Here is an 18,700-nt window from a genome sequence, read left to right as displayed (position 1 = left end):
GCAATGCGGCGGCGCGCTGGCCGCGGTTGCAACCGGTCGTTCGCCGGCCATCATGGGCCACGCGAACACCATCACAAGCCAAAGGGGAACAGCAACATGTGCAAAGGTGACGACGTTCATTGCCCTCATTTCGAAGCGCACTACAAAGCCTTTCGGGAGGACCTGAACCCCGAGCGGCGGTCCTTCCTGAAAAGCGGTCTCCTGGCCGCGGGCGGGCTCGCGGCCTTCGGCGCAGCCGGTGGTGCCAGCCTGGTCACGCCGGCGCTTGCCCAGGCGACTGCCGCCCGCCAGCGCGGACCCGCGAGCTATCATCACCTGCCGGCAAATGCCGAGACCGTCCACTGGGGCTATTTCTCCAAGAAACTGAAGCCCCGCATCGAGATCGACTCGGGCGACATCGTCACGATCGAGACGCTGACGCATCACGCCGCCGACGATCTGGAGCGCATGGTCAAGGGCGATGAAGGCGCGGAAAGCGTCTACGAGTGGACCAAGGACAAGAAAGGCGTCGACCGACGCGGTGCTGGCTCCACCGATCCGGCCGTCTACAAGAAGGGCTCGGGCGACGGACAGGGCGTGCACATCATGACCGGCCCGGTCTATGTGCGCGGCGCCGAACCGGGTGACGTGCTGGAGGTGCGCATCCTCGACTGCGTGCCGCGCCCCTCGGCCAATCCCGAATTCGCCGGCAAGGCGTTCGGATCGAACGCGGCGGCCAATTGGGGCTTCCACTACAACCACCTGCTCGGCGGCGACAAGCGCGAGGTCATCACGATCTACGAGGTCGATGCGACCGGTGGCAAGAGCTGGGCGGAGGCGGTCTACAACTTCAAATGGACACCCCAGACCGACCCGTTCGGCGTGGTGCATCCGACGATCGACTATCCCGGCGTGCCGGTGAACCATTCCACCGTGACGCGCAACTTTGACATCCTCAAGGGCGTGCGCGTGCCGATCCGCCCGCATTTCGGCACGTTGGGCCTGGCGCCCACAGAAGCCGATTACGTCGACTCGATCCCGCCGAGTTACACCGGCGGCAATATCGACAACTGGCGCATCGGCAAGGGCGCGACGATGTATTACCCCGTCTCGGTCGACGGCGCGCTGCTCTCGGTCGGCGACCCTCATGCGTCGCAGGGCGACAGCGAGCTGTGCGGCACCGCGATCGAATGCTCGCTCACAGGCACCTTCCAGCTTATCCTGCACAAGAAGGCCGACCTCGCCGGCACGCCGCTGGAAGAGCTCGGCTATCCCATGCTGGAGACGCAAACGGAGTGGGTGGTCCACGGTTTCAGCATCGGCAACTACCTCGCCGAACTGGGCGCCAACGCGCAGAGCGAGATCTACTCGAAGTCCTCCGTCGACCTCGCGCTGCAGGACGCGTTCAAGAAGATGCGGCACTTCCTCATGACGACCAAGGGCCTGACCGAGGACGAGGCGATCTCGATCATCTCGATCGGCGTGGACTTCGGCGTGACCCAGGTCGTCGACGGAAATTGGGGCGTCCACGGCATCGTCAAGAAGGACCTCTTCTCCGGACGCGCCTGAGTCCTTCCTCTTGCCAAAGCCTTGCCGGCGCGGCGTCGCGCCGGCGAGGTTCGGGTGGACCGGGAGCCCGCCCCAACGAGGGAGGCGATATCCGGTCTGCCGATCAGAATATTTCAGCCGTCGGGCGACCGAGCGCCACAGCCCCGGCATAGCGCGCCTGCGGGCCGCTCTGCAGCGGATGGAAGCGGGCGCCCTGGATGTCGCGGAACCGCCTTTCCAGGCCCGCCTTGCGGTAGAACGAGGCGCCACCTGCCAGTTCCATCGCAAGTTCGACCGCCTCGATCCCATGGCGCGCCACTAGCGTGCGGCCGATCATCACCTCGTTGACGGTGTCCGCGGATGGTGCATTGCGCGCCACCGCGTCCAGCATCCAGCCATGCGCAAGCTGGGCCGCGCGGAGCTCCGTATCCATGCGACCGGCGATGGCCGCATCGGCGCCGGGTCTCGTGTTCGCGAGCCCGACCGCGATGTCGCGCGCACTCTCGGCAATGCCGAGATAGACGGCATAGATCAGCGGAAACGCGATCGTGGCGATGGTCTGGAACACCGGATGCCATTCCCCCGCCTTGCGGGAAAACGAGACACCCGCGTCCGGAACGAACAGGTCCTCGATGACGACGTCGTTCGAGGCGGTGCCGCGCATGCCAAGCGTCCGCCACGTCTGTTCGATCCGCACATTGGCGGATTTCATCGGCGCGCCGAAATGGATGACTGAGTGATTGCCACTCTCATCCTCGACGATGGCTCCCGTCATCAGGATGCTGCCTGCCTCGGCTGCGGACGTGAACGCCTTGCGCGCATTGACGCGATAGCCGCCGTCCACCTTCTCGGCCTTGCCGGAACCCCCGATCCAGTCGGAACCGCCCGACGACAGCAGCACCAGGCGCTCGGCCGCCACGCGGCGCAGAAGCGGTTCGACCGCGGCGACCTTCTGGTGCCGCCAGCGCCAGGCCGGGATCGCGACCTGATGGGTGTGCATGGCAAAGGCAAGTGCGGTGGAGCCGCAGGAGCGCGCCATCACCCTGAGCATCTCTGCCAGGTCCGCGACCTCGGCACCCCCGCCCCCGAGCTCGGAGGGCACGCCTGCCTCGACCAGGCCTTCCTGCTTCAGGAGGTCGTAGCTTTCGGCCACGAACCGGCCGGTTTCGTCGACCTCCTCGGCGCGCGCGGCAAGCATCGGCGCGATCCGGTGGGCGGCCGCGACCACGTCGCGGGGTGTACCCGATCGCAGTCGCTGAATATTCCTTCAAGTTGAGTGTGGCTGACATGGAAACCTCCATTGATCTGATGCTCCATGATCTCTCGGGGCCCGGCAGCCGATCCAGTTCAGAAAGTGAACCTCGCTGTTTCCGGCGCCTCGCTTGTAGAGTATTCTGGTCCGGCCCAATGGAGGCTCGGCGATGCAGGAACGCGGTGGCTACGGTCAGTTCTGCCCGGTCTCGATGGCGTCCGAGATCCTGTGCAGCCGCTGGACGACGCTGGTGGTCCGGGAGCTCCTCTGCGGCAGCACCCGTTTCACGGACCTGCGCCGCGGCGTGCCGAAAATGTCTCCGGCGCTGCTGTCGAAAAGGCTGAAGGAGCTGCAGCAGGCGGGCGTGATCGTCGCCTCCCGCAAGCCCAACGGCACGGTCGAGTATCGCCTTTCCGAAGCCGGCGAGGAGCTGCGGCCCGTGATCATGGGCCTGGGTAACTGGGCGCAGCGCTGGATGGAATCGCGCCTCACCCTGAAGAACCTCGACCCGTCGCTGCTGATGTGGGATATGCGCCGCAGCCTCAACGCCGGCCTCCTGCCGGAAAGGCGCTGCACGATACAGTTTCTGTATTCGGAGCTTCCGCAGGCGCAGAAAAGATGGTGGCTGGTCGTCGAAGGCGGCTCGGTCGATCTGTGCAATTTCGATCCGGGCCATGAGCTCGACCTCCTGGTCAAGAGCTCCCTGCGCGCGATGACCGCAGTCTGGATGGGGCTGACGACCATCAAGAACGAGACCGAGAGCGGCCAGATCAAGATCGAAGGCGACCCGCATCTGGCGCGTTCGATGCCGCAGTGGCTCGGCCTCAGCGCCTTCGCCCCGATTCCACGGCGCGTGCAGTAGGGCTGCGATCGCAGGCCGCGCCGCGGCCGGACCGTTCACCCGGCTCCACAGGCGCTTGTCACCGCACAAGCGAGCGAGGAGCACTGACAAGACCTCGCCCGATCGCTGCTGGCTGGCAGGCCGCTCGACCCTTCCTTCCCCAGGGCCGTGCACTCTTGACATTCTCTCCATCAACTGATTGATTGCCTCTCAATCAACTGATTGATGGCCATGACCGATACGCTGGAACTTCCCCGCCGCGACGGCGATTCTGCGTCGCGCCGAAATCGCGTTGGCCGTACGCCGCCTGATCGCCGAGCGCGGGTTCGAGGGCCTGCGGATGCGCGACATCGCCGAGCGGGTCGGCATCAACATCGCGACGCTGCACTACCACATCCCCTCCAAGGAGGCGCTGATCACGCTCGTCGCCCAGTCGCTGCGCGACGACTTCATCGCCCAGCACAGGGCCCGCCCGCGCGGCGGCCTCACACCGCTCGAATGCATGCGACTGGAGTTCGCCGACTTCCGCGACACCTTCCTCAACACGCCCGACCGATATCTCGTGATGGGCGAGATGCAGGAGCGCTCCCGGCGTGATCCTGCGGTGGCCGCCGCCATGGCTCCGATGCGCGGCTACTGGCACCAGCAATGGCGCGCGATCCTCGAAGCCGGCCGCACCGACGGCACGTTCCGCGCCGATCTCGACCCGTCTGCCGCCGCCTCCATCATCATCGGCGGCATGATCGCCACGACCAAGCAACCAAATCCGTCCGCGGAAGCGCTCGACCGGGTCTTCTCCGAGCTCGAGCGCTGTTTCCGCAGCCCGTCCTCCGAACTCTGACAGGTTCTTCCATGACCACTTCCGCCTACCCCCGCCGCTGGGCCGCGCTCCTCACCCTCCTGGCCGCAGCCTTCATGAACATGGTCGACGTCTCGATCGTCAACGTCGCCCTGCCGCGGCTCCAGGCGAGCCTCGGCGCTTCCTCTTCCGAGATCGAATGGGTGGTGGCCGCCTATGTGCTGGCCTTCGCGCTGGCGCTGCTGCCCTTCGGGCGGCTCGGCGACCAGATCGGCCGCAAGCGCATGTTCATGACCGGCGTCGCCGGCTTCACCTTCTTCTCCGCTCTCTGCGGCCTCGCGCCCACCACCGATGTGCTGATCGGCGCGCGCATCCTGCAGGGCCTCACCGGCGCAATGATGATGCCGCAGGTTCTCGCCATCGCCCAATCCATGTTTCCTCCGGAGGAAAGAGCGCACGCCTTCTCCTTCTTCGGCCTCACCGCCGGCCTCGGCTCGGTCACGGGGCCGCTCATCGGCGGCCTGCTGATCGGCGGCGACTTTTTCGGCCTCGACTGGCGGCCGATCTTCCTGGTCAACATCCCGATCGGCATTGCCGTGCTGCTCGCCGCCCGCGCGATCGTGCCCGCGACGGAACGGCATCCGAACCTCACCAACGACTGGGGCGGCATCGCCCTCGCCGTCGTCTCCATCCTGCTCGTCATCTTCCCGCTCATCGAGGGCCACACGCTCGGCTGGCCGCTCTGGGCGTTCGTCATGCTGGTCGCCGGCCTTATCGGCGCAGCGCTGTTCGTGCTCTACGAGCGTTCGCGGGCGGCGCGCGGGCTCAGCCAGCTGTTGCCGGCCTCGCTGCTCGCCAACGGCAATTTCGTGCTCGGCGGCGGCATGGTGCTGATCTTCTTCTCCGGTTCGATGGCGGTGTTCCTGTTCCTGGCCATCTTCCTGCAGCAGGGCTTCGGCTTTACCCCGCTGATGGCCGGCCTGACCACAATGCCCTTCCCGGTCGGCGTGCTGGTCGCCTCGATCCTCAACGGCCGCATCGGCTCGCGCTGGCACCGCCAGCGCATCGCGACCGGCGCGCTCATCCTGCTCTGCGGCATGGCCTGGCTGCGCTTCGTCGTGCAAGGCATAGGCGATGCCGTGGATCACTGGCAGTTCCTCGCGCCGCTGCTCTTCTCCGGCTTGGGCATGGGTACCGCGATCGCGCCGCTGATGCAGACTGCGCTGGCGAGCGTCGAGCCGCGCGACGCAGGCTCGGGCGCCGGCTCGCTGCAATCCTTCCAGCAGCTCGGCAGCGCCTTCGGCATCGCCATCGCCGGGCAGATCTTCTTCTCCAGCCTGACCGGCGGCTTTGCCTCCGGCGCCGGGCCGCACCCGGCCTTCATCGGCGCGCTCTCGGCGGCCCTGGTCTACAGCCTCTGCAGCTTCATCGCCGTCGCGTTCCTGGTGCTCTTCCTCAAGCGGCCGGCGCGCCCTGCCACCGGGCCGCAGGCCGCGCAGGCCATGCCTGTCGAGGCCTGAGGATCACTGCGTCGCCGGATAGCCGTTCGGCCGTCCCGGCACGGCCTTGAGATAGGCGGCGATCGCGGCGCGGTCGTCGTCGGAAAGGTGTCCGGTGTTCTTAACCACCACCGCCATCGCGCCTCCCGCCGAATCGAAGTCCGGCGTGAAGCCGCTCTTCAGATATTCGGCGATGTCACTCTCGGACCACCCGCCGATGGCAGCGCTTTGCGGCGTGATGTTCGGCACGACGCCGTCGCCCTCCGCCGCCGCTGCACCCGCCAGCCACTGCGCCTTGTCGATGCCGCCGGTGAAGTCGCGCGGCGTGTGGCATTCGCCGCAGTGCCCCGGCCCCTCGACCAGATACTGTCCCGCCAGCACTTGTTCCGACGCGCCGGGCAGCGAAAGCACCGGGGCCGGCGACAGGTTCACCAGCTTCCACAGACCGATGCCGCGCGAGATGTTGAACGGAAAGCCAAGTTCGTTGCCCGGTGCCCTGCCCTCGACCGCCGGCAGCGTCTTCATGAAAGCATGGAGGTCGGCGATGTCCGCCAGCTTCATGCGGGTATAAGAGGCATACGGGAAGGCCGGATAGTAGTGCCGGCCGTCCGGCGAAACGCCCTTCTGCATGGCGTTCGCCAGGTCGGCGAGCGACCAGGCGCCGATGCCGTCGGTCGGGTGCTGCGAGATGTTCGGCGCGACAAAGGTGCCGAAATCGGTGACGAGTCTCAGGCCGCCGGCAAGCCGCGGCGGCTGGCTCGGGTCCGCCTCCGCCGAGGCATGGCACGAGGCGCAGCCAGCCGCGTAGAAGATGCGCTCGCCGCGCGCCGCGTCTCCCGGCGCGAGCGCTGCGATCTCCGCCTCGGGGATCCGCTCCGGCGCCGTCAGGAACCAGAAAGCCGCGCCGCCGGCCGCCGCAAGCAGCGCTGCGCCGACGATAAGCTTGCGAACCGCTCCAGCCATCGCCTCTCCCCCTAGATCAGCCGCGCTTGACCCGGAAATCCTCGTGGCATGCGCCGCAATTCGAGGTTATCGCACCGAACAGCGGCCGGAAAGCGTCGATGTCCTGCGGATTCGCTGCAACCGCGGCATCGACGTCCGACTGGGTACTTGTCCACGGCCGCCTTGAAGGCGGACGGGTCCTCCCACACTTTCGGCGCAGAGGTGTGGTCGCCCGCCTCGCTGCCGGTCGGCCACAGCACGGAGACATCCGTCTCGGCGTTCTTCGACATTTCCTCCAGCGTCGCCATCACCTTGGCGGCGTCATAGGGCCGCTGTCCACGTGCGATCGGTGCCAGTTCGCCCACCAGCGCGCCGCGCGCCTTCATCTGCGCCTTGCGGTCGGCGATCGGCTCCGCCAGCGCAGCCGAGGCGCTCAGGGCAAGGATGGACACGGACAGGACTACGAACTTCATTATGTCTGGCTCCGGGCTGGATGAAGATCGAGGGGAATCCCTCTAACATCCTCAAATCGCCCGGATTTTTCCGGCTGTCGCCTCACGTCGAGTCACGCTTTGGTGATCGCCGCGCGCCGGCGCGGCGATCAACCGAACGTGCGCGGAGCTTTGCCCTAAAGGCGCCAGGCCTGGTGGCAGGCTCCGCAATTCGCTGTCACCTTGCCAAACTCGGCACGGAATGCGTCGACGTCCTGAGGCTTCGCGGCAGCCGCGGCGGTCACATCCGCCTTGTATTTCTCGGCCTGCGCCTTGTAGCCGGCCATGTCCTCCCAGATCTTCGGCGAGGCCTTCGTGTCGCCGGTCTTGCTGTCGGCCGGGAACAGGGCGTCGACGTCGTATTTCTCCGCGTTGGCCTGCAGCGCGGTGAACACCTCCGCCACCTTGGCGGCGTCGAAGGGCTGCTCGCCCTTGGCGATCGGCGCGATCTGGCCGACGAGGCCGCCGCGCTCCTTCATCAGCGCCTTGCGGTCGGCGATCGGGTCGGCATGGGCCGCCGTCAATGCGGCGGCGACGATGGCAAGCGACAGTGCAAGAGATTTCATATGGCTGGCTCCAGGCTGGCTATGATCGGAGAGCGTGTCCCCGAACCTTCAACGCTGCAACAGCCCGCATATTTCCGCCAAGCCCAACCTTCCGCTTCACGCTTTCGTGATAGCATATGCAAAAAGCCCCCGGCAATGCCGGGGGCTTTCCGATCGGTCGTTCCTTCCGGAACCAGCGCCGGATCAGGCCTTCTCGTACATCTCCAGTACGTAGTCCCAGTTGATCAGACTGTCGACGAACGCCTCAAGATACTTCGGGCGCGCATTGCGGTAGTCGATGTAGTACGAATGCTCCCATACGTCGACGCCGAGGATCGGCGACGCGCCGTGCACCAGCGGGTTCTCGCCGTTCGGGGTCTTGGAGATTTCGAGCTTGCCGTCCTTCACCGACACCCAGGCCCAGCCGGAGCCGAACTGCGTCGTGCCGGCGGCGATGAAATCGGCCTTGAACTTGTCGTAGCCGCCGAGGTCGCTGTCGACCGCCTTTTGCAGCTTGGCCGGCAGCTTGTTGCCGCCGCCGCCCTTCTTCATCCACTTCCAGAAATGGATGTGGTTGTAATGCTGGGCTGCGTTGTTGAAGAGGCCGGCATTCTTGCCGAACGACGCCTTCACCACTTCCTCGACCGACTTGCCGTCGAGACCGGCTTCGGCCGCCAGCTTGTTGCCGTTGTCGACATAGGCCTTGTGGTGCTTGTCGTGGTGATATTCGAGCGTCTCCTTCGACATGAAGGGCTGCAGCGCCTCGTAGTCGTAGGGCAGCGGGGGCAATTCGAAAGCCATGGCTCAATCTCCTGTTTGAAATGAAACTGCGCGCGACGCGGGATCCCTATGGCAATCCCGCTCCGGCGGCTTCGTTCCCTATCTAGGACGTCAGGTGGCGGAAGGGAACGGCGGCCGTCACCAGATTCACGTTTGTGGGCGGAATAGCTTCCCCCGGTTCAGGCGGAATGCGCGAAGTCCCAGTAAAGCTCGCGGGCTTTCTTGGCGACCGGGCCAGCCTGCAGGTGGCGTTCCTCGATGCGCGTCACGGGCACGACCTTCGAGTGGTTACCGGTCGAGAAGATCTCGTCCGCATCCATGAAATCGCGCACCGTCAGCACCTTCTCCACGGTCTGGATGCCCGCCTCGGCCAGAAGCGAAATCGTGCGGAAGCGGGTGATGCCTGACAGGAAGGATCCGTTGGCAACGGGCGTGAACGCCACGCCGTCCTTCACCATGAACACGTTCGACGACGCCGTCTCGGCAACGTTGCCCAGCATATCCAGCACAAGCGCATTGTCGAAGCCCCGCGACTTCGCCTCCAGGATCGCCCGGCCGTTGTTCGGATAGAGGCACCCCGCCTTGGCATTGGTCGGCATCGTTTCGAGGCTCGGGCGGCGGAACGGCGAGACGGTGACCGAAAAGCCGGACGAGGGAATCATCGGCGATTCGTAGAGGCACAGGCAGAACCGGGTCGTCGCCGGATCGGCCGGCACGCCCATGTAGCCGCCGTCCTCGGCCCAGTACATCGGGCGGATGTAGACCGCCGTCTTGCCGTCGAATCTTTTCAATCCTTCATAGGTCAGGCCTTCGATCTCCTCGGCCGACATGAGCGGGGCGAGGCCGAGCGCCGTCGCCGACCGGTTCACGCGCTCGCAATGCAGATCGAGGTCCGGCGATACATTCTCAAACCAGCGCGCGCCATCGAATACGGAGGAGGCAAGCCACATCGCATGGCTGCGCGGGCCGAGGAGCGCGACATTGCCTTCGTGCCAGTCGCCATCGACATAAGTCCAGGTCAGCGACGGAGCGGGAGTAGCAAAAGACATCGGGAAAGCCTGCCGGGTCGTGATCAGCTGCGGTCTTTCTAGTCAATTCCCGCGAAATGCCAACGTCAAATGCCTGTCGGCAGGCACTCTTGGTCCAAAGTTCGTGTCTTCGGATCATCCAAGGCTTGACCCGCCCGGCTACGTGGACTCAGACTCAGTGCCGATGCAGCCGCGCCCCTCCTCCTATTCCGCCTTCGTCTTCGACGCCTACGGCACCCTGTTCGACGTTCATGCGGCGGTAAGGCGCCATGCGGCGAAGATCGGCCCGGACGGCCAGCTTCTCTCCGAGATTTGGCGTGCCAAGCAGCTCGAATATTCCTGGACCCGCACGCTGATGGGGGCCTATCTCGATTTCTGGCAGCTGACCGAGCAGGCGCTCGACTTCGCGCTCCGCAAGGTGCCGACGGTCGATCCGTCGATCCGGACATCCCTGCTCGACGCCTACTGGCACCTCGACTGCTATCCAGAGATCCCCGCCGTCCTCAAGGAACTGAAGGCGCATGGCGGCCGCATCGCGATCCTCTCCAACGGGTCGGCGTCCATGCTCGACGCCGCCGTCAGATCGGCGGGGCTGGACCTCGTCATCGACGAGATCTTCTCGGTCGACCAGGTGCGGCGCTTCAAGACCGATCCCTCCGTCTATGATCTGGTCACCACCGCCTGGCGGCTCTATCCGGACAAGGTCTCGTTCCAATCGTCGAACCGGTGGGACGCGGCGGGCGCGAAGAAGTTCGGCTTCCGCACCGTCTGGATCAACCGCACCGGCCAGCCGGACGAATATGCCGACTTCGCGCCAGACCTGATCCTGACCTCGCTCGAAGGCCTCGCCGCACGCTCCCTGTGACGTTCGCGCAACAGGGCCGGCCCGGTCACATCTTCGTCAAGCTTTGCCCACCTTCACGCCGGATTTACCAAGCCTAAAGCTTTCGCGCTGCAACCGGAGAGGAGGGCCGGCGTTGCGCCAAAATAAGCAAGGGCTTCGGGATATCATGACATTCACCTCCTCCCCCAATCTCAGCCGCCGGGCCTTCATCGCCGGCGGCGCCGCGCTCGCGGTGTCGGGCTGCACGACCGTTGGCACCACGCCGCCGCCTGAGATGGCGCAGCGCCCGCAATTCGGCGTCGACCCGGCCTTCGGCTCCTATGCGACCATGTATGCGGCGCGCGAGGACGGAGGCTTCCAGCTTCCCGCCATCCCGATCGAGAAGATGGACCGCCAGTTCCTGCGCCAGGTGGTCGCCGATCCGACCGGCGAGCCGGCCGGAACGATCGTGGTCGATACGTCTGCCCACTTCCTCTATCTGGTGCGCGGCGGCGGCGAGGCGATCCGCTATGGCGTCGGCCTCGGCCGCGCCGGCTTCGAATGGTCGGGCCGGGCCGTCATCCAGTGGAAGAAGGCGTGGCCGAAATGGACGCCGCCCGACGAGATGATCGGCCGCCAGCCGGAGCTCGCCAAGTGGAGCGCCGCCAATGGCGGCATGCCGCCCGGCCTCGACAACCCGCTCGGCGCGCGCGCCCTCTACATCTTCCAGAACAATGAGGACACGCTCTACCGCCTGCACGGTTCGCCGGAATGGTGGTCGATCGGCAAGTCAGTCTCCTCCGGCTGCGTGCGCCTGCTCAATCAGGACATCATCGACCTCTTCGACCGCGTCCCGAACAAGTCGCCGATCCTGGTGACCTCCGGCCTCGCCACCGCCTGACGGCTGGAAAGTTCCAACAAACTGGACGGAAATCTACCCCGACTGTTGGAACTTGCGCCTCTCGGGCAGCATCTCGCCGAAACGCTTCAGGAGTCGGCTATCGGCAAACCTGGCCGAGGTGGACTGATCCTGGATTTCGAGCAGGCCACACCGGCCCAAACGAAAACACCCCACTGCCTCGGCGGCGGGGTGTTTGGTCTGTGCCAGCGGCACGTTCAGTCCAGTCGGCGATGCCGGGCACCGGGACCGAGGACGAAGAACCAGTGGGCCAGAAGGCCGATGCCCCAGCCGGCGAGTGTCCAGAGCGACCACGGGTAGCCGCCGATGATGTAGTTGATGATCAGCTGCGCCAGGATGACCGGCACGAAGACCATGGCGTGGATGCTGAAGCCGAGCTGGCGTTGGTTCAGGGTGAGCGGAGCCTTGGGAGTGTAAGAATGCGTGGTCATGACAGTCTCCTCTTGGATTTGGGTTTCATGGTCTCGCGTCACGGGCACCAGCAGGTTTCGCCGGTGCCCGGTTCGCGGGGTCAACGCGTCGCGGCTTCGATGGCATCGGCCACTGCTTCGGGCCGTGAGACGAGACCGGCATGGCTGGCGTCGATCTCGGTGATCGCGGCGCCGATGCGGCCGGCGAAGAAGTGCTGGGCAGCGGCCGGCACCACTCGATCGGCAGTGGTCACGACATAGAAGCTGGGCTTGTCATGCCAGGCTGCCACATCCGCCACTGCCTCGAAATTGGCGGGGTTGGAGGGCAGCTGCGCCGCCGCCATCGCCTCGGCTTCCGCCACTGGCAGGTCGCCGGCAAACAGCGCCGGGAAGGCCGCCTGGTCGAAGACCAGCCCGCCCTGGTCGTTCGGACGGATCGCCTTGACACCTTCGCTTGGCTCGCCAGCCGAGAGCAGCGCGGTCAGAGACTCGCCCCGGTCAGGAGCGAAGGCCGAGACATAGCCGAGCGATGCGACATTGGCGTGATTGCCGGCTTCGCCGATCACCACGCCGGCCCAGGAATGACCGACCAGAACGGCCGGGCCGTCCTGAGCGTCGAGCGCCGCATTGGTCGCGGCCACGTCGTCGGCCAGCGAGGTCAGCGGATTGGCGACCTGGGTGACGGTGTAGCCACGGTTGGTCAGGATCACCGCGACCTTGTCCCAGCTCGATTCGTCGGCAAAGGCGCCGTGAACGAGGACGATGTTGCGGATAGGTTCTGCGGCGCCGGGCGCAGGGGCGCCAAGCACAGCAGTGCCCAGCATGAGCGCGGAAATAAGGGATTTCATTGTTCGTCTCCTTTTGGTGTGGCCACGTCTGGACGATCGGCAAAGTCGCTTGCCGTTGCCCGTTGGCCGGTTCAGACTGCGGTTTCAGGTTTTGTACCTCGCGCTGCGCCCCGGTTTGCTGGGGTTTCTCGCGTTCGGTGAGCAATATCTAAGGGAAGGCCGCATGCCGAACCATGACCGCACCTCGGGAAGACTTGCCCTGGAATCCGGCCATCCTGGTTCGCCGACAGGACTCAGCGACGACTTCCTGTCACAGATCCTCGGTCTGATCCGTCTGGCCGGCGAACGGGTGTTTTCAGTCGATCTGGTTGCGCCCTGGGCGCTGTCCTTTGCAGCAGGCGCCGCCTGTTTTCACCTGGTCGAGACGGGTGAGGTCATGGTGACGGCCAGCGATGGTCACCAGGTGATGGTCCGTAGCGGCGACTTCATTCTCCTGCCGCAGGAAAGCGCGCACGTGATCGGCATGGGCGACGGGGTTCCGGTCCCGCTAAACACTGCCTTGGCTCGCTATATGTATCCTCAAGGCTCGCTGCTGCGCTTTCCGGGCGAAGGTTCGACCGTCCGGCTCATCTCCGGAACGTTCCGGTTTCAGGGAGACAACCTCACCTCGATGCTGGCGGTCCTGCCTTCGCTAATCCATGTCCCCGCCGGCACCGAGGGTGGCGACTGGCTCGCCGGGACGGTCCGCACGCTTCTGGCCGAAGCGGCGGATGCCCGTGCCGGTGCAGCGGTCTTGGCCTCGCGGATGATGGACGTGCTGGTGATCCATGCGATGCGTTTGTGGGTGCGAACGGCAAAGCCTGAGGATCGCGGCTGGCTGGGCGCGCTAGCCGACCCGCGGATCAGCAGAGTGCTGAAGGCAATCCACGAAGAGCCGTTTCGTATCCGCACCGTTGCTGAACTGGCCGCGCTGGCCCGCATGTCGCGCTCGAACTTTGCCGAACGCTTCGCGCTGCTGATCGGTGCCCCTCCGCTACACTACCAGACGCGCTGGCGGCTTCTCCTGGCGCATGGGATGTTGCAGCGCAGCGATGCAAGGGTCGGCGAAGTCGGCCGCCACATCGGCTATGAATCCGAAGCCGCGTTCAGCCGGGCCTACAAGGCGCAGTTCGGCCATCCGCCGGCAGCCACCCGCGGCAGCCTCTACTAAGTCTTTGATTCTGCTCCAAGGCTGCGAAATCACGGCGCAGCTCGCCTCCCTCAAAACCCCTTCAAGCTCCCCGTCACGCCGCGCACGATCGCGCGGCCGATGGCCGCTTCCGATCGAAGTCGGTCCCCGGCTCCGTCCTTGGACATCCGAAAGCAATCACTCTTGCCGTCGTATTACCGCCAGAATGATCGCGCCGCGCCCGGCAGCCTGCTCTGAGAGTCAAAAAAAGAGCCGCCGGACATAGGGATGTCGAAATCGGCAGTGCTGGCGGCGTCCTTGGGGTGTCGTAACCTTACAAGGGACACACCATGCTGTTTCAAGTCACTGCGCTCTATGCACTTCCCCTGGCCGTGCTGTTTCTGATCCTCTGGTTTCGGGTAACCGTTGCCCGCTCCAAACTAAAGATATCGATCGGCGATGGAGGCAACGTCGTTCTGCACGAAAAGGTGCGCCAGCACGGAAATTTCGTGGAATGGGTCGCTATCGTCCTGCCCTTGATGGTCATTGCTGAAGGCAATGACGCCGCCGCCATATGGCTGCACACCTCCGGGGCACTGCTGCTGGTTGGTCGGATCGTCCATCCGTTCGGCCTGAAAGCAAACAACGCTGCTCACCCGCTGCGGATCGTCGGCAACACCGCTAGCCTGCTCGCCACGCTTAACGTTATGGTGTGCCTCGTCTTCACCATCTTCGGCTCTTGAGGACTTGTCGATGCAATACATGCTTTTGATCTATACGGCTCCGGATGCCGAACCCGTCTATGGCACGCCCGAGTTCCAGGCGATGATGCAGGGTTTTTCCGATTTCAACGACCGCGCCAATGCGGACGGCGTCCTGCGCGCCGGCGAAGCGCTGGAAGGCGTGGAGACTGCAACCTCGCTCCGGGTGCGCGATGGAAAGGTCGAGACGATGGATGGCCCTTTCGCCGAGACCCGTGAGCATCTGGGCGGTTATTACGTCATCGACGTTCCCGATCTCGACGCCGCATTGCGCTATGCTCAAATGCTGCCTGTCGCGACGTGGGGCACCATCGAGGTGAGACCCCTGATGAACTACAATCCGGCCAACATCTGATGCCCGGAGCCGCCCCGCAGGCCATTGCCGTTACACGCGCATTGACGCAGGTGTTGCGGCAGGACCGGGGGCGGCTCATGGCCGCGCTCGTTGCGCGCCTGGGCGACTTTCAGCTTGCCGAGGACGCCTTGCAGGAAGCCTGCCTGTCCGCCCAGGTCCATTGGGCGCGCAGCGGTCTGCCCGCATCCCCGCAGGGTTGGCTGATCAAGGTAGCTGGCCGCAAAGCGCTGGATCGTCTCCGCACCGAAGGCCGCAGCGCCAGGCGCGAGGCGACCCTTGCCGAGCTTGCGGTGTTCGATCCCGATGTGGCGGCCGAGGATATTCCCGATGAACGGCTGCGCCTCATCTTTACCTGCTGCCATCCCGCGCTCGAGGAAAAGTCCCGTGTGGCCCTGACGCTGCGGACCGTTTGCGGCCTGACGACCGAGGAAATTGCACGACTCTTCCTCGACGCCGCGCCCACCATGGGCCAGCGGTTGAGCCGGGCAAAAGCCAAGATCAAGGCTGCCGGCATTCCCTTCGCGGTTCCCGAGCCCGAGCAATGGAATGCGCGGCTGCAGACGGTGCTGACCACGCTCTATCTGATCTTCACCACGGGCTACATTGCCGGACCCGGCGAGCCGCGCGATCTCTGCTCGGAAGCCATATTCCTCACGCAGTTGCTTCTGAGCCTATGCCCGGCGGAGGCCGAGATCGAGGGCGCATTGGCGCTCATGCTGTTAACTGATGCCAGGCGTGCTGCCCGCGTCAGTGCCGACGGTGCAACCGTGCCGCCCGCGGAGCAGGACCGCTCCTTGTGGAACACAGCGGGCATCACGCAAGGACGCGCTCTGCTTGATGGCGCATTGGCGCGCAAGCGTGCCGGTCCGTTTCAGATCAAGGCGGCCATCAGCAGCTGCCAGATGGCCGAGGAAGGCCCCGACTGGCCGCAGATCGTTGATCTCTATACCGTCCTGCTCCTCCTGGAGCCGACCCCGATCATCCGATTGAACCACGCCGTGGCATTGTCCGAAACCGGCCGGGTTCCCGCCGCCTTATCGCTGATTGGCAGGCTGCGGCCGGACCTTGAAGGCTTCCAGCCCTTTCATGCTGCGGCGGCTGCTGTGTATGCCAAGGCCGGCAATATAGAAGAAGCAAGGCGTAACTGGCTTGCAGCACTCGCGCTCACGGACAACGATGCAGATCGCCGGCTTCTAAACAAGTTCCTCATCTCACATCCCGCCACCACGCTCTCGATCGAGCAAGTGTCTGCTGCCGGGCGATCAGATCCGCTTTCCACCACAGGCCAGCCATCGGCTTCGGTTCGCGCAGGTCGCGAGGCGGATACGCCGACTACATCTGCGTATCCTTGACCGAGACTCCATCAGAACCGCTTCTTCAAACTCCCCAGCACGCGACACATGATTGCGCCGACAGCAACTTCCGACTCCATTCCGCTCATTTTGCGGGCGATGTGGCAGACCCAAGACCTGCCACTTATCGCTGCCTTTGCCTTGCCGAGCAACAACGCAAAGTCATGCAGGTTCCTGCGTGGGCCGAGAGCCGACGCGCACCGCGGCTAGGCGGTTGGAACCGTGCCCCCGTCGATTACATGCTCAGTCCCGGTTATGGATGACGCTCGATCCGAGGCCAGGAAAGCAATCAGGTCGGCGACCTCTCTCGGTTCGGCGGGCCGCCCCAGTGGAATGCCTCCAAGCGAGTTCATGATCACCTGAATCGCTTCTTCGTAGCCAATGCCGGCCTGTTCGGCGATGCGGAGCGCCAGACCATTGGTTCCCCGATCGGCAATCCAGCCGGGAGACACGCGCACCACCCGAACCCCCTTCGGAGAAACCTCCTTGGAAAGGCTCTTACTGTAGGTGTTCAGCGCCGCCTTGGCCGATGCATAGCCAGTGGTCGCCTCCGGCAGTGGCAGGCGATTCTGGATCGACGTCACGTGAATGACCACGCCGCTTCCCTGAGCGATCATGCCCGGGATGAGAGCGCGATCGAGCCTGACAGCCGGGAAGAAGTTGAGATTGAACTCCTTGTCCCATTCCGCTTCGTCAAGTGCTGCGAAGCCGCCCGAAGGAGCAGAAGAGCCGCCCAGGACATTGACGAGGATGTCGAGCCCGCCAAGTTCCCGATGCACCGCCTGCACGACAGCCTGGACCCCGTCTTTGGTGGTCAGATCTGCTGCAACGAAACCGTCGCCGGCAAAGTCCGCCGGCTTGGTGCGCGCGGTCGTCAGTGCGCGCGCGCCCAGCTCCCGGAAGAGCGCCACGGTGGCGGCGCCGGCACCCAGGGTACCGCCGGTGATCAGGGCCCGACGGCCCTGCAATGTGAGGAACGGCGTCATACCGTGATCTCCAACTCGGCGATCTTGTCGCCGGCGAGGACGAAGAAGTACCGCAGATCGACCGGGCTGCCGGGGAAATTGCCGGTAACATGCGCCGTTACCTGGGTCTTGCCGTTCTCTGTGGTGACGAAGAAAGGTTCCGTTGTGACGTGGCCGTATTTCTGGGTGTAGTCGACCTTCCACTGGCGGATGGCTTCGTGACCCACAAGGCTCTCGCCTGCATCCTTGACGATGGCTTTCTCGGTAAAGACGGCGGCGAGCTCGTCGGGGCTTCCGTCATGTTCGGCGGCGAAATACGCCTCGATGCTTTCGGGTAGTTTGACAGTCATTTTCAGGTCTCCAGATCGTCTGTGCAGCCTTGCCGACTACAGGCACGACCCTTTCTGGGGCCGACATTGCTAATCTAAGACTGGACGAATGCTGCGATAACTGGGACAAATAGGAACGAGGAATTTCGAAAAGAGGGATAATGACGAGGGACTTCCTTTCTGACCTGGATGCCGTCCTGAGTATCGCCCGTCACGGCTCTTTCCGCGCTGCGGCGCTTGATCTCGGCCTGTCCACGACAGCCCTGAGCAACGCCATCGCCAAGCTTGAGCAGCGCTTGGGCGTCCGCATGTTCAACCGAACGACGCGAAGCGTTTCGCTGACCGACGCGGGAAAGGCGTTTGTCGAGCGGGTCGGGCCGGCAATGACGGAAATCCACGACGCAGTGCTGGCCGCGCAGTCGCTTCAGGAGACGCCTACCGGGACCTTGCGCATCAATGCCTTCGCATCAGCGGCCCGGGAGGTGATGGCGCCGCTCATCCTCCCATTTCTGCGGCGCTATCCTCAGGTGCATATCGACCTGGTTACGGAGGGAAGACTGGTTGACGTCATCGCCGGCGGGTTTGACATGGGCCTCAGGCCGGCCGACCTCATGCCCCACCGACATGATCGCCGTCTCGCTCGGACTTCGGCGTGAAAATGCGGTCGTCGCTTCACCGGATTTCCTGCGCATCCACGGCAAACCGACCGTACCGGACGACCTTTACCGGTTTCGATGTATCCGTTCGCGCCTTCCCAACAACGCCCTGTTCCGATGGCGATTTGAGAAGGACGGGACCCCGCTGCAGATCGATGTCCAGGGTGCCATCACCCTCGATGAACCGAGCCTTGTCCGGATCGCTGCGCAGAATGGCATCGGAATCGGGTATGTCATGGAAGCAGACGTGCGCGATGACATTGCTGCCGGGCGGCTTGTCCGCGTTCTCGAAGATTGGACCCCGAGTCTGGCGCCGCTGGCGCTCTACTACCCCGGCCGAAAGAACCCACCTGCCGCCTTCACCGCATTCATCCAGGCCGCCCGTGAGTTTGCCAGCGCCCCGAACTAGGCAACAGCGTCGGAAATGCCCGCCTGACATTTGCCAGGCGTGATCTTGGACTGATCGCAGC

Annotated in this window: 20 protein-coding genes and 1 pseudogene; 11 read left to right on the top strand and 10 right to left on the bottom strand. The window is 64.7% G+C overall.

All coding sequences use genetic code 11. The features are described 5' to 3' along the window. The first annotated feature begins 96 nt into the window (after positions 1-96). The gene (locus LRS09_RS19940; RefSeq protein WP_257808619.1) at positions 97-1,548 is read left to right on the top strand and encodes an acetamidase/formamidase family protein; all 1,452 of its coding nucleotides are present in this window, start codon (positions 97-99) and stop codon (positions 1,546-1,548) included. A gap of 103 nt (positions 1,549-1,651) precedes the next feature. On the opposite strand, the gene LRS09_RS19935 is transcribed toward LRS09_RS19940, so the two are convergent. Continuing rightward, positions 1,652-2,725 carry an acyl-CoA dehydrogenase family protein gene (locus tag LRS09_RS19935; protein WP_257808618.1) on the bottom strand — a complete coding sequence of 358 codons (1,074 nt, stop codon included), beginning with the start codon at positions 2,723-2,725 and terminating at the stop codon, positions 1,652-1,654. Positions 2,726-2,948: 223 nt separating this feature from the next. On the opposite strand from LRS09_RS19935, the gene LRS09_RS19930 reads away from it, so the two are divergent. From LRS09_RS19930 to LRS09_RS19920, 3 genes are all read left to right on the top strand, one after another. Beyond that, the gene (locus LRS09_RS19930; protein WP_257808616.1) at positions 2,949-3,641 is read left to right on the top strand and encodes a helix-turn-helix domain-containing protein; all 693 of its coding nucleotides are present in this window, start codon (positions 2,949-2,951) and stop codon (positions 3,639-3,641) included. 271 nt (positions 3,642-3,912) lie between these two features. Next, the gene (locus LRS09_RS19925) at positions 3,913-4,461 is read left to right on the top strand and encodes a TetR/AcrR family transcriptional regulator (protein WP_257808615.1); all 549 of its coding nucleotides are present in this window, start codon (positions 3,913-3,915) and stop codon (positions 4,459-4,461) included. A gap of 11 nt (positions 4,462-4,472) precedes the next feature. After that, positions 4,473-5,939: an MFS transporter gene (locus LRS09_RS19920; RefSeq protein WP_257808614.1), complete on the top strand. Its 1,467-nt coding sequence runs from the start codon at positions 4,473-4,475 to the stop codon at positions 5,937-5,939. Between the two features lie 3 nt (positions 5,940-5,942). On the opposite strand, the gene LRS09_RS19915 is transcribed toward LRS09_RS19920, so the two are convergent. The 5 genes from LRS09_RS19915 to LRS09_RS19895 form a co-directional block, all read right to left on the bottom strand. Beyond that, positions 5,943-6,881: a cytochrome c gene (locus tag LRS09_RS19915; protein WP_257808613.1), complete on the bottom strand. Its 939-nt coding sequence runs from the start codon at positions 6,879-6,881 to the stop codon at positions 5,943-5,945. Between the two features lie 11 nt (positions 6,882-6,892). Next, positions 6,893-7,333, bottom strand: coding sequence for a cytochrome c (locus tag LRS09_RS19910; protein ID WP_257808612.1), 441 nt, complete (start codon positions 7,331-7,333; stop codon positions 6,893-6,895). A 155-nt stretch (positions 7,334-7,488) separates the two neighbouring features. Then, on the bottom strand, positions 7,489-7,917 hold the full coding sequence (locus tag LRS09_RS19905) for a cytochrome c (RefSeq protein ID WP_257808611.1): 429 nt from the start codon (positions 7,915-7,917) through the stop codon (positions 7,489-7,491). A 183-nt stretch (positions 7,918-8,100) separates the two neighbouring features. Then, complete coding sequence (locus LRS09_RS19900; protein WP_257808610.1) at positions 8,101-8,697, bottom strand: superoxide dismutase; 597 nt, start codon at positions 8,695-8,697, stop codon at positions 8,101-8,103. 158 nt (positions 8,698-8,855) lie between these two features. Then, positions 8,856-9,725, bottom strand: a complete 870-nt coding sequence (locus LRS09_RS19895; RefSeq protein ID WP_257808609.1) for a branched-chain amino acid aminotransferase — start codon at positions 9,723-9,725, stop codon at positions 8,856-8,858. A 163-nt stretch (positions 9,726-9,888) separates the two neighbouring features. On the opposite strand from LRS09_RS19895, the gene LRS09_RS19890 reads away from it, so the two are divergent. After that, entirely contained in the window at positions 9,889-10,569 is a 681-nt protein-coding gene (locus LRS09_RS19890; RefSeq protein WP_257808607.1) for a haloacid dehalogenase type II, read from the top strand. A gap of 145 nt (positions 10,570-10,714) precedes the next feature. Continuing rightward, the gene (locus LRS09_RS19885) at positions 10,715-11,428 is read left to right on the top strand and encodes a L,D-transpeptidase (protein WP_257808606.1); all 714 of its coding nucleotides are present in this window, start codon (positions 10,715-10,717) and stop codon (positions 11,426-11,428) included. Positions 11,429-11,643: 215 nt separating this feature from the next. Here the strand turns inward: LRS09_RS19885 and LRS09_RS19880 are convergent, their stop codons facing one another. Both LRS09_RS19880 and LRS09_RS19875 read right to left on the bottom strand, forming a co-directional pair. Further along, on the bottom strand, positions 11,644-11,877 hold the full coding sequence (locus LRS09_RS19880) for a 2TM domain-containing protein (protein WP_257808605.1): 234 nt from the start codon (positions 11,875-11,877) through the stop codon (positions 11,644-11,646). A gap of 80 nt (positions 11,878-11,957) precedes the next feature. After that, a complete protein-coding gene (locus LRS09_RS19875; RefSeq protein WP_257808604.1) occupies positions 11,958-12,704 on the bottom strand; it encodes an alpha/beta fold hydrolase in 747 nt (248 codons plus the stop codon). Between LRS09_RS19875 and LRS09_RS19870 the strand changes: the two genes are divergently transcribed. The 4 genes from LRS09_RS19870 (at position 12,679) to LRS09_RS19855 (ending at position 16,280) form a co-directional block, all read left to right on the top strand. Next, positions 12,679-13,854: an AraC family transcriptional regulator gene (locus LRS09_RS19870; protein WP_257808602.1), complete on the top strand. Its 1,176-nt coding sequence runs from the start codon at positions 12,679-12,681 to the stop codon at positions 13,852-13,854. The genes LRS09_RS19875 and LRS09_RS19870 overlap by 26 nt on opposite strands. A 308-nt stretch (positions 13,855-14,162) precedes the next feature. Further along, positions 14,163-14,555, top strand: coding sequence for an MAPEG family protein (locus tag LRS09_RS19865; protein ID WP_257808601.1), 393 nt, complete (start codon positions 14,163-14,165; stop codon positions 14,553-14,555). Positions 14,556-14,565: 10 nt separating this feature from the next. Then, positions 14,566-14,928, top strand: coding sequence for a YciI family protein (locus tag LRS09_RS19860; RefSeq protein ID WP_257808600.1), 363 nt, complete (start codon positions 14,566-14,568; stop codon positions 14,926-14,928). After that, positions 14,928-16,280: an RNA polymerase sigma factor gene (locus LRS09_RS19855; protein WP_374684861.1), complete on the top strand. Its 1,353-nt coding sequence runs from the start codon at positions 14,928-14,930 to the stop codon at positions 16,278-16,280. The genes LRS09_RS19860 and LRS09_RS19855 overlap by 1 nt, the downstream gene beginning before the upstream one ends. A gap of 206 nt (positions 16,281-16,486) precedes the next feature. Here the strand turns inward: LRS09_RS19855 and LRS09_RS19850 are convergent, their stop codons facing one another. Both LRS09_RS19850 and LRS09_RS19845 read right to left on the bottom strand, forming a co-directional pair. Beyond that, positions 16,487-17,266: an SDR family oxidoreductase gene (locus tag LRS09_RS19850; RefSeq protein WP_257808598.1), complete on the bottom strand. Its 780-nt coding sequence runs from the start codon at positions 17,264-17,266 to the stop codon at positions 16,487-16,489. Further along, on the bottom strand, positions 17,263-17,595 hold the full coding sequence (locus LRS09_RS19845) for a nuclear transport factor 2 family protein (protein WP_257808597.1): 333 nt from the start codon (positions 17,593-17,595) through the stop codon (positions 17,263-17,265). Before LRS09_RS19845 ends, LRS09_RS19850 begins: the two co-directional genes overlap by 4 nt. Positions 17,596-17,735: 140 nt before the next feature. Here LRS09_RS19845 and LRS09_RS19840 point away from each other — a divergent pair. Further along, positions 17,736-18,639, top strand: a pseudogene (locus LRS09_RS19840) (LysR substrate-binding domain-containing protein). Positions 18,640-18,700: the final 61 nt, after the last annotated feature.

Origin of the sequence: Mesorhizobium sp. J428 (genome assembly GCF_024699925.1) — a bacterium.
In the GTDB taxonomy this organism is placed as follows: domain Bacteria; phylum Pseudomonadota; class Alphaproteobacteria; order Rhizobiales; family Rhizobiaceae; genus Mesorhizobium_A.
The sequence above is the reverse complement of the archived record's forward strand: the minus strand, read 5'-3'. Positions and strand labels throughout refer to the sequence as shown.

Coding starts and splice junctions, on each gene's coding strand:
- LRS09_RS19930 (WP_257808616.1), top strand. CDS start 2,949: ATGCAGGAACGCGGTGGCTACGGTCAGTTCTGCCCGGTCTCGATGGCG.
- LRS09_RS19935 (WP_257808618.1), bottom strand. CDS start 2,725: ATGCTTGCCGCGCGCGCCGAGGAGGTCGACGAAACCGGCCGGTTCGTG.
- LRS09_RS19905 (WP_257808611.1), bottom strand. CDS start 7,917: ATGAAATCTCTTGCACTGTCGCTTGCCATCGTCGCCGCCGCATTGACG.
- LRS09_RS19920 (WP_257808614.1), top strand. CDS start 4,473: ATGACCACTTCCGCCTACCCCCGCCGCTGGGCCGCGCTCCTCACCCTC.
- LRS09_RS19880 (WP_257808605.1), bottom strand. CDS start 11,877: ATGACCACGCATTCTTACACTCCCAAGGCTCCGCTCACCCTGAACCAA.
- LRS09_RS19870 (WP_257808602.1), top strand. CDS start 12,679: ATGAGCGCGGAAATAAGGGATTTCATTGTTCGTCTCCTTTTGGTGTGG.
- LRS09_RS19910 (WP_257808612.1), bottom strand. CDS start 7,333: ATGAAGTTCGTAGTCCTGTCCGTGTCCATCCTTGCCCTGAGCGCCTCG.
- LRS09_RS19845 (WP_257808597.1), bottom strand. CDS start 17,595: ATGACTGTCAAACTACCCGAAAGCATCGAGGCGTATTTCGCCGCCGAA.
- LRS09_RS19865 (WP_257808601.1), top strand. CDS start 14,163: ATGCTGTTTCAAGTCACTGCGCTCTATGCACTTCCCCTGGCCGTGCTG.
- LRS09_RS19895 (WP_257808609.1), bottom strand. CDS start 9,725: ATGTCTTTTGCTACTCCCGCTCCGTCGCTGACCTGGACTTATGTCGAT.
- LRS09_RS19900 (WP_257808610.1), bottom strand. CDS start 8,697: ATGGCTTTCGAATTGCCCCCGCTGCCCTACGACTACGAGGCGCTGCAG.
- LRS09_RS19875 (WP_257808604.1), bottom strand. CDS start 12,704: ATGAAATCCCTTATTTCCGCGCTCATGCTGGGCACTGCTGTGCTTGGC.
- LRS09_RS19860 (WP_257808600.1), top strand. CDS start 14,566: ATGCAATACATGCTTTTGATCTATACGGCTCCGGATGCCGAACCCGTC.
- LRS09_RS19850 (WP_257808598.1), bottom strand. CDS start 17,266: ATGACGCCGTTCCTCACATTGCAGGGCCGTCGGGCCCTGATCACCGGC.
- LRS09_RS19940 (WP_257808619.1), top strand. CDS start 97: ATGTGCAAAGGTGACGACGTTCATTGCCCTCATTTCGAAGCGCACTAC.
- LRS09_RS19855 (WP_374684861.1), top strand. CDS start 14,928: ATGCCCGGAGCCGCCCCGCAGGCCATTGCCGTTACACGCGCATTGACG.
- LRS09_RS19915 (WP_257808613.1), bottom strand. CDS start 6,881: ATGGCTGGAGCGGTTCGCAAGCTTATCGTCGGCGCAGCGCTGCTTGCG.
- LRS09_RS19885 (WP_257808606.1), top strand. CDS start 10,715: ATGACATTCACCTCCTCCCCCAATCTCAGCCGCCGGGCCTTCATCGCC.
- LRS09_RS19890 (WP_257808607.1), top strand. CDS start 9,889: ATGCAGCCGCGCCCCTCCTCCTATTCCGCCTTCGTCTTCGACGCCTAC.